The sequence below is a fragment of the Kribbella swartbergensis genome, from assembly GCF_054784135.1.
On record NZ_BAAGPM010000018.1, the window covers coordinates 609,779 to 622,723 of the forward strand.

General features: G+C 68.7%; 10 protein-coding genes. 8 read left to right on the top strand and 2 right to left on the bottom strand.

Annotation, left to right across the window (positions count from 1 at the left end; genetic code table 11):
* Positions 1 to 5: 5 nt before the first annotated feature.
* The 7 genes from ACYVOK_RS18325 (at position 6) to ACYVOK_RS18355 (ending at position 9,713) form a co-directional block, all read left to right on the top strand.
* Positions 6 to 974, top strand: coding sequence for an ABC transporter ATP-binding protein (locus ACYVOK_RS18325; protein ID WP_460663655.1), 969 nt, complete (start codon positions 6 to 8; stop codon positions 972 to 974).
* A complete protein-coding gene (locus ACYVOK_RS18330; protein WP_460663656.1) occupies positions 971 to 1,795 on the top strand; it encodes an ABC transporter ATP-binding protein in 825 nt (274 codons plus the stop codon). The genes ACYVOK_RS18325 and ACYVOK_RS18330 overlap by 4 nt, the downstream gene beginning before the upstream one ends.
* Before the next feature lie 8 nt (positions 1,796 to 1,803).
* Complete coding sequence (locus ACYVOK_RS18335) at positions 1,804 to 3,657, top strand: MGH1-like glycoside hydrolase domain-containing protein (RefSeq protein WP_460663657.1); 1,854 nt, start codon at positions 1,804 to 1,806, stop codon at positions 3,655 to 3,657.
* Positions 3,657 to 4,565, top strand: a complete 909-nt coding sequence (locus tag ACYVOK_RS18340) for a dihydrodipicolinate synthase family protein (protein WP_460663658.1) — start codon at positions 3,657 to 3,659, stop codon at positions 4,563 to 4,565. The genes ACYVOK_RS18335 and ACYVOK_RS18340 overlap by 1 nt, the downstream gene beginning before the upstream one ends.
* Positions 4,566 to 4,634: 69 nt before the next feature.
* On the top strand, positions 4,635 to 6,680 hold the full coding sequence (locus ACYVOK_RS18345) for a golvesin C-terminal-like domain-containing protein (protein WP_460663659.1): 2,046 nt from the start codon (positions 4,635 to 4,637) through the stop codon (positions 6,678 to 6,680).
* Between the two features lie 28 nt (positions 6,681 to 6,708).
* Positions 6,709 to 8,883 (top strand): DUF6351 family protein, encoded by a 2,175-nt coding sequence (locus ACYVOK_RS18350; protein ID WP_460663660.1) that lies wholly within the window; start codon positions 6,709 to 6,711, stop codon positions 8,881 to 8,883.
* Positions 8,884 to 9,026: 143 nt separating this feature from the next.
* Positions 9,027 to 9,713, top strand: coding sequence for a Type 1 glutamine amidotransferase-like domain-containing protein (locus ACYVOK_RS18355; RefSeq protein WP_460663661.1), 687 nt, complete (start codon positions 9,027 to 9,029; stop codon positions 9,711 to 9,713).
* On the opposite strand, the gene ACYVOK_RS18360 is transcribed toward ACYVOK_RS18355, so the two are convergent.
* The gene (locus ACYVOK_RS18360) at positions 9,703 to 11,175 is read right to left on the bottom strand and encodes an MFS transporter (protein WP_460663662.1); all 1,473 of its coding nucleotides are present in this window, start codon (positions 11,173 to 11,175) and stop codon (positions 9,703 to 9,705) included. The genes ACYVOK_RS18355 and ACYVOK_RS18360 overlap by 11 nt on opposite strands.
* Before the next feature lie 83 nt (positions 11,176 to 11,258).
* Positions 11,259 to 11,741 carry a MarR family winged helix-turn-helix transcriptional regulator gene (locus tag ACYVOK_RS18365; protein ID WP_460663663.1) on the bottom strand — a complete coding sequence of 161 codons (483 nt, stop codon included), beginning with the start codon at positions 11,739 to 11,741 and terminating at the stop codon, positions 11,259 to 11,261.
* Between the two features lie 277 nt (positions 11,742 to 12,018).
* On the opposite strand from ACYVOK_RS18365, the gene ACYVOK_RS18370 reads away from it, so the two are divergent.
* On the top strand, positions 12,019 to 12,930 hold the full coding sequence (locus ACYVOK_RS18370) for an NADP-dependent oxidoreductase (RefSeq protein ID WP_460663664.1): 912 nt from the start codon (positions 12,019 to 12,021) through the stop codon (positions 12,928 to 12,930).
* Positions 12,931 to 12,945: the final 15 nt, after the last annotated feature.

A 12,945-nucleotide genomic window follows, 5' to 3' on the forward strand; every position in this document is an offset into this window, starting at 1 on the left:
CCGTGATGGACACACTTGTCAGGATCACCGGGCTGTCGGTGGACCTGCCCGGCACCGACGGTCCCGTCCGGGTGATCGACGACGTCTCCTTCGACATCCCGGCCGGCACCACGGTGGGGCTGATCGGCGAGACGGGTAGCGGGAAGACGATCACCGCGATGTCGATCATCGGCCTGCTGCCGGAGGGCGCAGGCGTGACCGGTTCGATCAGGTTCGGCGACACCGAACTGGTCGGCTGCGACGAGGCGCGGTTGCGCGCGCTGCGCCGGAACGAGTTGTCGATGATCTTCCAGGACCCGATGTCGTCGCTGAACCCGACCCAGCGAATCGGTCGCCAGGTGGGTGAGGTGCTGCGCCGTTCGGGCCGGCCACGGGCCGAGGTGCGCGAACGGGTGATCGACATGCTCGATCGGGTCGGCATCCCCGAGCCGGCCCGGCGCGCACGCGACTATCCGCACGAGTTCTCCGGCGGGCTTCGCCAGCGGGCCATGATCGCGATGGCCATGATCGCGGGCCCGTCGCTCGTCCTCGCCGATGAGCCGACGACGGCGCTGGACGTGACCGTTCAGGCGCGCGTGCTGGCCCTGCTGCGCAAGTTGCAGTTGGAGGAGGGCTCGGCGATGCTCCTGGTGAGCCATGACCTGCGGGTGATGTCGCACGTCGCGCAGGACCTCGTCGTCATGTACGCCGGCCGCGTCGCCGAACGTGGTACGGCATCGGCGGTGCTCGGGCGGCCGGCTCATCCCTACACCAGGGCGCTGGTCCGCAGCGTGCCCGCGATCCGCACGAAGACCGCGATAGCCGACCCGCTGCCCGGCACGTCGGCGTCGCCCGCGCAACGGCCGGTCGGGTGTGCCTTCCACCCTCGGTGCCCCTTGGCGACCAGTCGCTGCCGTGCCGAGGTTCCCCGGCTGCGGGAGGTCGCTGCGGGCCGATGGAGCGCCTGCCACGAGGCCGAGAAGGTGCTGACATGACAGAGCACGTTGCCGCGCCGGCACGCCTCATGACCGAGACCCCCGTGCTGGCAGTGGATGGGTTGCGGGTGACCTTCCCGATCAGGGGATCCCTGCGCAGGTCGCGGTTCACCGCGGTCGAGAACGCGAGCCTCACCGTCGCCGAGAACGAGATCGTCGCCGTCGTCGGCGAGTCGGGGTCGGGCAAGACCACGGTCGCGCGGTGCGTGGTCGGGTTGCAGCGTCCCGACGCAGGCGTTCTGACGTTCGACGGTACGCCGATCCCGGCCCGCCGCCCACCGGAGCTGAGGCGGGCGATCCAGATGGTGTTCCAGGACCCTCGATCGTCGCTGAACCCACGAATGCGGGCCGGCGCGATCATCGAGGAGGCCTGGCTGACTCACCCCTCCACTGCGCCGGCCGGACCGCGGCGCAGTGCCGTCGCGGCCGCACTCGCCGACGTCGGCCTGGACGCCGAGGTCGCCGACCGCTATCCGGCCCAGCTGTCGGGCGGCCAGTGCCAGCGCGTCAGTCTGGCCCGTGCTCTGGCGGTGTCGCCTCGGCTCCTCGTGTGCGACGAGGCCGTGTCCGCGCTGGATGTGTCGGTGCAGGCACAGGTGTTACGGCTCCTGCTCGAGCTTCGGGCGACGCGCCGGTTGTCGATGTTGTTCATCAGCCACGATCTCGGCGTCGTCCACCAGATCGCCGACCGTCTGGTGGTCATGCGGGCCGGACGGATCGTCGAGCAGGGCGCCGCGGACGCGGTGTTCTCCAATCCCAGCCACGAGTACACCCGGGCGCTCCTCGACGCGGCCCTGGAACTCAACGACCTGAGCACCTGAAGGAACCGATGACGAACGAGAGCGAAGCGGCGTACCGCGACATCCAGAAGGCCCTCGCACGGGGCTGGAACACGTGGGACACGCGCAGCGTGCTCACCCAGGTGCTCCTGCCGGACGCGCTGGGCGTGTCCTTCGGACTGAAGGAGTACTACCGGGGCACCTCGCTGCGCACCGCCCAGATCGGGCGGCGTACCGACGGCGCGGAGACCATGACGCTCGGCCGACACGCGTACGACGGCAGCTACACCGAGACGATCGTGCGCTGGGCGGGCATCACGATCCGCGTGCAGACCGCGCACGCCGGCAACGACCTGGTGGCGTTGGTGACGCCGACCGCCAACCAGCACAAGAGCGCGCTGCTGACGGTTGCCGTCGGGTACCTGTGGAACCGGCCGGGCTCCGTCAGTCGTGAGGGCGACCGGATCACGGCCGTGGGCCCGGACGGCAAGGCCGTGCACGTCTTCTCCACCGCGGCGCACGTCGACGACCCGTACGCCGACATCGACGGGCCGTACCTCGCGCTGGACCTGAGTGCCGCCGTCGGCGTCAGCACCGGACGTGCTCGTGGCCTGGGGGAGATCGCGGCGATCGTCGCGAGTGCCTCGGCCGCGATCGGGGAGGCCGGGTCGGACCCGCTCGCGCAGCATCGCGAGATCGTCCGCGACGCCATCTCCTGGAACACGATCTACGAACCGGCGAAGTCCCGGGTGGTGACCACCGTCAGCCGGCTGTGGAACGTCGGCAAGCGCGGCGGGTACGCGTTGTTCTGCTGGGACGCCTTCTTCAACGCGCTGCTGGCGGCTGTGTCGAGCAAGGAACTCGCCTACGTCAACACGGTCGAGATGCTCCGGGCGCTGACGCCGGACGGTTTCGTGCCGAACGTCGAGCAGGGCACGGGCCGCAAGACGTACGACGGGTCGCAGCCGCCGGTCGGATCGCTGGTGACCCGCGAGCTCTACCGCAGGTTCGGTGACAGGTGGTTCCTCGAGGAGACCTTCGGCCCGTTGCTGTCCTGGAACCGCTGGTGGTGGCGGGTGCGCCGAGACGGCGAGCTGCTCTGCCTGGGATCGACGTACTTCGATCCGGAGTTCCCGTCACCGCAGGACATCCCGCGGATCCACCAGCACTTCGGTGCGACCTGCGAGTCCGGCTGGGACGGCCATCCGGTCTTCGACGATGTGCCGTTCGACAAGTCCAAGAGCCTGCTCGCCGCGCACGACGTCGGACTGAACAGCCTGTACGCCGCCGACTGCGAGGCGCTCGCCGACATCGCGGACATCCTGGGGGAGTCGGAAGCCGCCGCGGAGCTGCGCGGGCGGCAGGCGGCTGTCGTGACGGCGATGGAGTCCCTGTGGGACGAGCCGAGTGGCATTTACCGGAGCAGGCGGACCGACTCCGGGCTGCCCACCGAACGCCTGTCCACGATGAGCTTCTACCCGCTCCTGGCCGGTGTCGGCCTGGGGGAGCGGGCCCGGACCATGGTGGACCGCCATCTGCTCGCCGATGACGGCTTCGGTGGCGAATGGGTGTTGCCGACCTCGCCCCGCAGCGAGCCGGTCGACCTGAGCGACGGCAGCTACTGGTCGGGGCGGGCCTGGCCGCCGGTGAACTTCCTCGTCTACCTGGGGCTGCTGCGTGCGGAGGAGAAGGACGCCGCCCGATGGCTGGCCGAAGGTAGTTCGAGGCTCGTGCTGAAGGAGTGGAACGAGCACCGCCACGTGCACGAGAACTACTCCAGCATCCACGGCGGCGCGTGCGACAAACCCAACAGCGAGCCCTTCCAGACCTGGGGAGCGCTGCTCAGCCTCATCGTCCTGATGGACCGCGGCGAGGTCGGCTTCTTCGACGCCGAGGGGCACTGATGGTCGACGGAAGGCAACTCCTGTCCGGCGTCATGATCCCGCTGGTCACCCCGATGTCCGCGCCGGGCCGGCCGACCGACGTCGACGGCCTGCTGCAGGCACTGGCCACGGCAGGTGCGCGGAGCCTGATGTTGTTTGGTAGCAACGGCGAAGGGCCGTTGCTACCGACCTCGGCGCTTGCCGATTTCGCCGTACGGGCGGCTGCGCGATGGCGTGAGCTGACCGGTGGACCGGTGCTGTGCAACGTGACCGCCGCCGGCACTGCCGAGGCGCTCGAGCGGGCGGCCGCTGTGGCAGCTGCCCGGCCGGACGCGCTCGTGCTGAGTCCGCCCATCTATTTCCATCATCGGGAGGACGAGGTGGCCGCGCATTACGCGGCGATGGCCGATCTCGACGTCCCGGTGGTCGCGTACAACGCACCCCGCTACAGCAATCCCCTCAATCCGGCGCTGATCGACGTACTGGTGACCATGCCGCATGTCGTCGGGATCAAGGACAGCTCCGGCGACCTGGAGCTGTTGGACTACATCGTGTCCGCGGCCCGGCGACGGCCTGACTTCGGGGTGAGCCAGGGTGCGGAGAAACAACTGCTGGCCGCCTTGCGCCTCGGCGTCGACGGCATCGTCCCCGGCATTGCGAACCTGGCGCCTGGGCCGGCGGTGGATCTCGTCGCCGCGTACGAGTCGGGACGCGTCGCCGATGCCGAGGAGGCACAGCGTGTCCTCGACCGGCTCCTCGCACTGCATTCGATCCGGCCGGGGGTGCCCGCGATCAAAGCGGTGCTCGCCGACCGTGGGCTCTGCCCGCCGTACGTCGCCGCGCCGCTCCTGGCGTGCACCGAGACCGAGCGGCGCGACCTGATCGCCCTGCTCGGAGCCGAAGAAGCACATCTCTTGACCCGGAGGTAACTCGTGACCCAGCCGGAATCCCGACCCGCCCGTATCCGTCGCAGAACCTTCGGCCTCGGCGTCGCCGCCGTGACAGCCGCTGCCGCGCTGGACACCGCCGGCGGCTTGCCCGCGAACGCGACCGCCGCGCGCTCGACTCGTACCTTCGACGAAACCACCTTGTGGGACAACACCGTCGACCCGCTGAACAGCTACCACGTCCACGGCCTGACCGTCCTGCCGGACGACACCATCCTCGTCGCCACCGAGGGCCGGCACGAGGTGTGCGACGCCGGCCCACGCGACCTGGTGCTCCGTCGCAGCGAGGACGGCGGGGACACCTGGGAGCCGACGCAGACGTTGGTCGCGTCGGTCGAGGGCCAGTCGTGGGGGAACCCGGCCTTCGTCGTCGACCGGACCACGGGCGGGATCTTCCTGTTCTACATGCTGTCCATCCGGCTGCCGGAGAACACCACCTGCTCCGGCGACATCGGTGACCTCTACATGATCTCGAGCGCCGACGGCGGCCGTACGTGGACCGCACCGCGGGCCATGTCCGGCCTGTTCGACCACTTCCCCTACGACTGGGCACTGCACGGACCCGGGCCGGGTCACGGCATCCAGCTCGACACCGGACGGCTGCTGCTCAACTGCTCGCACCGGCGAGTGATCATCGGCAACACCGTCGATCAGCGGTTCTACGGCGTGGCGTCGATCTACAGCGACGACCACGGCGCGAACTGGCAGGCCACGGCCGAGGTGCCGGTCTCCGTCGCCTACCCGATCAACGAGGCCAGGCTGGTTCAGCGGTCCGACGGCACGGTGCTGGTCAACGGACGAGCCGCGGCAGGCGGCAACCGGCAGCGGATCGTTGCCGTCAGCACCGACCGCGGGCTGACCTGGTCGCCGCCGCGCCTGGACGGATCGACGGGCACGTTCAACGCCGTGGACGCGAGCATGCTGCGGTACTCCGGCGGCCCGGGGGCATCCGATCGACCCGGCCGGCCCGAAGTGGATCGGGTGCTGTTCAGCAGGCCCGACTCGCCCGTGCGGACCAACATGACGGTCTCGGTCAGCTACGACGAGGCACACTCGTTCCGGTACAGCCGGGTCATCAACGAGGGCCGGTCCTATTACTCGGAACTCGGACGACTCTCGGACGGCACGATCCTGCTCGTGTACGGCTGCGACGGCGACAACCCCAGCTTCCCGCGCCGGGTGGCGATCTGCCGGTTCTCGTTGGAGTGGCTCACCTCGGGCCGGGACAGCCTGCAGGCGGGGCCGCGCCTCGATGAGCGGATCGTCGACCTCGCCACCGGTGCCCGCGCGCACGACGGGACCTTGGCGGACGTCGCCGATCCGGTAGCCCGTCACGGCAGCCGCGTCGTCTTCACACCGAACCAGACCGGCGCCTACGTCGAGTACACCGTGGACGTCCGGCGATCGGCGTCGTACCAACTGTTGCTGAGGTACTTCCGGTCAGCCGACGGCGGCCTGGTCACGGTCACGATCAACGGAAAACGCCCACGCACCGCGGTGCTGGACACCACCGCGGACCGGGCGGACGGCTACGACGTCGCACACCTCGGAGCGGTGGAACTCGAGCCAGGGGAATGCAAGATCAGGTTCGCCGCTTCCGGCCCGGGGCGAGGCGGCGGCTCGCTGGTCTCGCTCGACTCGCTGAGCCTTGTCAACGCGCCGTGGCCCGCCGATGTCCGTGACGAGGTGGTCGTGGACAACGACGAGCTCGGCTACGGAACGATCCGAGGCGCCGCCTGGTCGGCAGGGACCGGCGTCCCCGGGTACCGAGGCGGCAACTACCGCTCGGCGCCGGCCGGTGCCGGCGAGCGGGCCGTCCAGTGGCGCCTGGTGGTGCCCCGCGACGGCGAGTACGAAGTACAGGTTTCTCATACCGCGCACGAGAACCGGGCGAGCAATGCGCCGTACACGATCACGCACACCGGCGGAACGAGTGTGGTGCGCGTCGACCAGCGAGTCGCCGGAGTACCGGAGCCACGCGGCGGCTCCTGGGTATCGCTCGGCAGATACCGTCTCGCGGAAGGGCTGACCACCATCGAGCTGAGCAACGACGCAGACGGAGTGGTCGTCGCCGACGCCGTCCGGCTGCTGCGTTGACCGCCGTCAGTTGAGAGTGAGGACCGCAATGCGCCCTGTCCTGACGCACAGCCCACCACGATCGATCCTCGCCCCGGCCTTGACCGTGCTGGCCGTCACCGCGTCGGCCCTCGTCGTACCCCAGGCCACACCGGCGTCGGCGGCCGGCGACGACGGCCTGCGACTGGCGGCGGTGTCGGCCCGGCCGGAATTCGTCACGGCGGACGACGTGCTCGTCACCGCGTCGTTGCCGCGCGACCAGCCGTTGGATGACCTGCGGCTCACGCTCAACGGCGCGGATGTCACCAGCTCCTTCCGGCCCGACCCGAAGGCGCACGCCCTCACCGGCCTGGTCGACCGGCTCCGCCCCGGACACAACCAACTCGTCGCGACCGCCGGCACACTGCGCGACCAACTGGTCCTGACGAACCATCCGGCCACCGGGCCGGTGATCAGTGGCCCCCACGAGACGCCGTACGTCTGCACCACCCGGCGGTTCCGCCTGGTCGGCGGCGGCACGCTCGGCGCTCCGCTCGACGCCGACTGCTCGGCGGCCACCCGCGTCGAGTACGCGTACCGATCGACCGCCGGCACGACGAAGCCACTGCCGGATCCGGCGGTCAGACCCGACGATCTCGCCCGGACGACGACCATCACCGGTGAGACCGTACCGTTCCTGATCCGGATCGAGACCGGCACGCTCAACCGGGCGATCTACCAGATCTCCATGCTGCACGACCCGGCGACGGACGAACCCACGTTCCACCGGCACGGCCCCGGCTGGAACGAACGGCTCGTCTACACCTTCGGCGGCGGCTGCCGGCGCGGCTGGTACACCCAGGGCGCGAACACCGGCGGCGTCCTCGACCCCGAGCTGCTCGGTCGCGGCTACGCGGTCGCGTCGGCGTCGCTGAACGTCTTCGGCAACAACTGCAACGACCTGCTCGCGGCCGAGACGATGATGATGGTCAAGGAGCACTTCGTCGAGCGGTACGGCGTTCCGTTGTTCACGATCGGCTGGGGATCTTCGGGAGGTTCGTACCAGGGTCACCAGATCGCGGACAACTACCCGGGGTTGCTCGACGGCATCGTGGTCGGCCAGAGCTTCCCGGACGTCACCTCCGCGACGAACTTCACGCTGTTCGACAGCCGGCTGCTCGAGCACTACTTCACCGAGGTCGCGCCGGGGACGTTCAGCCAGGAGCAGCAGCGCCAGGTCGCCGGCTTCCTGCGATGGGAGAGCATCCCCAATCTCAGCGAGGGAGCGAAACGGCTGGACCCCATCGCCGAGTTTCCCACCGACCTGCCCGCGGAACTGCGCTATCACCCGCAGACCAACCCCGGTGGAGCGCGCGCGGACGTCTACGACCACACGGCCAACGTTTACGGACGTGATCCGGTCACGGGGTTCGCCCGGCGTCCGCTGGACAACACCGGCGTGCAGTACGGGTTGTCCGCACTGAACTCGGGTGCCATCACCCCAGAGCAGTTCCTCGATCTCAACGAGGGCATCGGAGGCCTCGACCTTGACGCCAAGCCGGTACCGCGGCGTACCGCAGCGGACCCGATCGCGCGGAACGCCGCCTACCGCACCGGCCGGATCCTCTTCGGCGGGGCCGGCCTCGCCGGTACGCCGATCATCGACTACCGCGCGTACTCCGAGGACGGCGCGAACGGCGACATCCACATGTCGACGCACGGTCACGCCACCCGGGCCCGGCTCGAGGCGGCGAACGGCGACGCGGACAACCAGGTCTTCCTCGTGGAGGACAACCGGTTCGGCGGGTTCAGCCTGACCAGCCCGACGCTGCAGTACGCCCTGACGAGCATGGACAACTGGCTGACTGCGCTCGTGAGCGACGACTCCTCGCTGCCCCTGCGCCAGAAGGTGGTACGGAACAAGCCGGCTGAGCTCACCGATGCCTGCTGGAGCCGCGACGCCGTGCCTCGCAAGATCATTCAACCAATCACTGCGGACAACGCCGGCGAGTGCGGGCGGCTGTACCCGGTCTACTCCACCCCACGACTGGTAGCCGGCGCTCCGCTGACCGACGACGTTGTGACCTGCCACCGCAAGGCCATCACCTGGAGCGATTACTCGGTCAGCTTCAGCCCGGCCGAGCGCCGCCGGCTGTCGGACATCTTCCCATCGGGCGTCTGCGACTGGACAAAGCCCGGCCCCGGCCAACAACCCCTGCCCGCCACCTGGCAGGCCCTCAGGTGACCACGGTGAGCGCCGGACTGATTGGCTTCCGGCGTGGTCTGCGGCTCCACACCGCGACCGACCCTGCGGCATGATCAACACGAGAAAGCCGTCGACGACAAACGCAGTCGCCGTCATACGCGGTCCTGGAAGAGAAGGTCTTCATGAAACTTCTTCTCACGTCCTCAGGCATCAGTAACCCGAGCATCTCCGACGCACTCGTCGACCTGCTGGGCAAGCCGATCGCCGAGTCCAGCGCCCTCTTCGTTCCGACCGCTATCTACCCCTTTCCCGGCGGTGCCGGCATGACCTGGCAGGCGATCACCGGAAGGGCTCAGAGCCCCTTGTGCGAACTGGGTTGGAAGTCCTTGGGAGTGCTGGAACTCACGGCGCTGCCGACCATCCGGGAAGAGAACTGGGTCCCCATGGTCCGGGACGCTGACGCCCTCCTCGTCTGGGGTGGGGATGTGCTGTATCTGTGCCACTGGATGCGTCAGTCGGGCCTGGCAGACCTCTTGCCGTCACTGAGCGAGTCGGTCTACGTCGGCGTGAGCGCCGGGAGCATCGTCGTGACCCCCTACAACTGCGACGCGGAGTTCGACCTGGAGTACGTGCCCGCGGGCAGCGATATGGTGCTGGGAGCCGACAGAGCGCTAGGACTGGTGGATTTCACGCTGTATCCGCACCTCGATCGCCCGGACATGCCGGACACTTCCCTGGCCAACATAGAGAGCTGGGCGTCCGGGATCCCGGTCCCGACGTACGCGATAGACGACGAGACCGCCATCAAAGTGATCGACGGCACCGTCGAGGTGGTCTCCGAAGGAAACTGGAAGTTGTTCAACCCCTGACCCGCAGAGCACCGATGGTGAGGATCACGGCAGTGAGGACGAAGGCGGCTGCGGCCAGGAAGGCGGCGCTGTAGCCGTCTCGGAGTGCGGCGACCTCGGCGATCCCCTCGCCGAGCCGGGTCGCGGTCTGCGAGGCCGCGATGGTCGCCAGTACGGCGGTACCGAGAGCAGCGCCGGCTTGCTGGGCGGTGTTGTTGAGACCTGAGGCCAGTCCCGCGTCGGCCGCGTCGGCGCCGGACATCGCCAACATGATCGCGGCCGGGATGCCCACGCCGGTACCGGCGCCGATCATAAGCAGCGCCGGCGCCACGTTCAGGAGGTATGAACCGCCGGTTGGCGCCTGACTCATGACCAGCAGCGCGCCCATCAAGGTGAGCAGACCGGCAGTGAGGATGACCCGCGGACCGAACCGCACCATCAGCCGCGGCCCGATGAACAACGACATCACCGCACCGATCAGCGGTGCCGGAAGAAAGGCGACGCCGGTCTGCAGCGAGTCGAAGCCGAGCACGCGCTGGAGGTAGAGCGCGGTGGTGAACTGGAACCCGAACCCGCCCGCGAAGAGCAGGACCGCGACGAGGTTGGTCACGCTCACCTGACGGCGACGGAAGATGTGCAGTGAGACCAGCGGCTGGGCGGCGAGGGCTTGGCGCAGGACGAAGCCGCCGAGCAGGGCCAGGGTCATGCCGGTCAGGACGAGGGTTCGGGGTAGCTCGGCCGTCGGCTCCGCTGTCTGGACGATCGTGTAGACGCCCAGCGAGAGGCCGGTCGTGACCAGGACGGCGCCGATCAGGTCCGCGCCCTTGCCGAGACCGATGCCTCGCACCGGCGCGACCAGCTTGACGGCGAGCAGCAGAGCGACCACGCCGATCGGAAGGTTGATCAGAAACGACCAGTGCCAACCGATGGTCTGCGTGATCACGCCGCCGAGGATGAGCCCGATCGACGCTCCGCCGGCCGAGGTGAAGCCGTACACGCCCATCGCCCGCGCCTGCTCTCCCGGCTCCGGGTAGAGCCCGACGATCAGACCGAGGATGACTGCCGACGCGAGCGCGCCGCCGACGCCCTGCAGGAACCGGCCGGCGATCAGTACCTCGGCGCTGGTGGCGACTCCGCAGATCAGCGAGGCGAGGGTGAAGAGGCCCAGCCCGGCGACGAAGACCCGCTTGCTCCCGATCAGGTCACCGAGCCGTCCGGCCAGCAGGAGCAGCCCGGCGAAGGCGATCAGGTAGCTGTTCATCACCCAGGCCAGGCCGGCCTGGGAGAAGCCGAGATCGGCCTGGATCGTCGGCAGCGCAACGGTGACGACGGTCCCGTCGAGAATGATCATCAGCTGCATCGCGCAGAGCACAGCGAGCACCTGCGCTCGCCGGCGGGATGCCTTCGCGGCTTGTCGTTCCGTCCCCGGGGCCGGGTCGTCCGGGTTGTTCCCCTGAGCGGGATCCGTGAAGGTCGAGGCCACTGGTCGTCTCCTTGTCGATGCACGTCGAGCAGGACAAGAAGGACCTTAACAGATAGTTCCGTAGCAGACGATCTTTTTCTGGATCAACTTGCGCGTTGCCGAGGGCGGCGTACCGGCTGGGCTTCGACCGGAGTGGCGAGGTGGTGGCCGACGAGCTCGACGAGTGCGTCGACGAACGGGCCGCGCTGTGAGGCGGCGAGCGCGGCGAGCGCATCGGCGTGCACCTTGTCGACGATCCGCTGGCCCTCCTCGGCCGCTTTGGCGCCGGCCTCCGTGACGGCCACGATCCGCGCCCGCCGGTCGGTCGCGGACGGTTTCCTCTCGGCATAGCCAGCCTTCTCCAAGGCGTCGACGGTGCCGACCATCGTGGTCTTGTCGAGGTAGGCGAGCTCGGCCAACTGGACCTGGGTGCGCTCCTCCTCGAGCGCATAGCCCAGCACGCATTGCATCCGCGGCGTCATCCCGACCTCGGCCAGTGCCGCGGTCAGCTGGGTCTCGAGCACGTGCCCGGCGTGCTTGAGCAGGCCGGTCAGATCCGGAACGGTCCGTAGAGGTGTCTGCGCCACCACTTGATCCTAGCGCGGGATCATCTCGTAAAAGACGATCCACCAATGAACTACTCCGCGCACGCGGGAATGCGCCGAACTTGCTGCCGAGTGACGGCCTCCTCTGGCGGCCTGCCTTGACACATTGACTGAGTGCACTCATTCTTGAGTCAACTCAGATCAGCTGGTCCGAGTCGTCAGAACGAGAAGGAACTCCATGCGAGCGTTCGTCATCACTCGATACAAGGGGCCGTTACGGCAAGCGGATGTCCCCGAGCCCGTGGTCGGAGAGCATGACGTGCTCGTACAGGTTCAGGCTGCCGGGCTCAATATGCTCGACGAGAAGATCCGGTCGGGCGAGTTCAAGCAGATCCTCCCGTACAAGCTGCCGCAGATCCTCGGCAACGACGTCGCCGGAACGGTGATCGGCGTCGGCGCGAAGGTGCAGGGATTCCAGCCCGGCGACGAGGTGTATGCCCGGCCCGACAAGGACCGCATCGGAACGTTCGCGGAGCGCATCGCGGTCGCCGAGGCAGACCTCGCGCTGAAGCCGGCATCGGTCAGCCTCGAGGAAGCGGCATCGCTACCGCTGGTGGCCTTGACCGCATGGCAGGCACTCGTCGAGCGGGGCAACCTGCAGCCGGGGCAACGGGTCCTCATCCACGCCGGCGCCGGCGGAGTGGGAACGATCGCAATCCAGCTCGCCAAGTATCTCGGCGCCACGGTCGCCACCACGGTCAGCACCGGCAACGTCGACTTCGTGCGCGAGCTCGGGGCGGACTACGTCATCGACTACCGCAGGCAGGACTTCGAACAGCTCCTCGACGGGTACGACCTGGCGCTGGACAGCCTCGGCGGGAAGAACCTCGAGAAGTCGCTCCGCGTACTGCGCCCCGGCGGCAAGGCGATCGGGATCGCCGGGCCGCCCGACGCGGCGTTCGCCCGCGAGCTCGGCGTGAACCCGGTGCTCCGGCTGGTGATGGCCGCCCTCAGCAGCGGCATCCGACGCCAGGCCCGGCGCCTCGGCGTGACGTACGAGTTCCTCTTCATGCGCGCCAGCGGTGACCAGCTTCGCCAGATCGCTGGACTCGTCGACAGCGGCGCGCTGCGCCCCGTCGTCGGACGTGTCTTCGACTTCGACCAGACCGTGCAGGCAGTGCAGTCGCTGGAAAAGGGCGGCATTCGCGGCAAGACCGTCATCAGCATCTGACAACACATCTCGTCA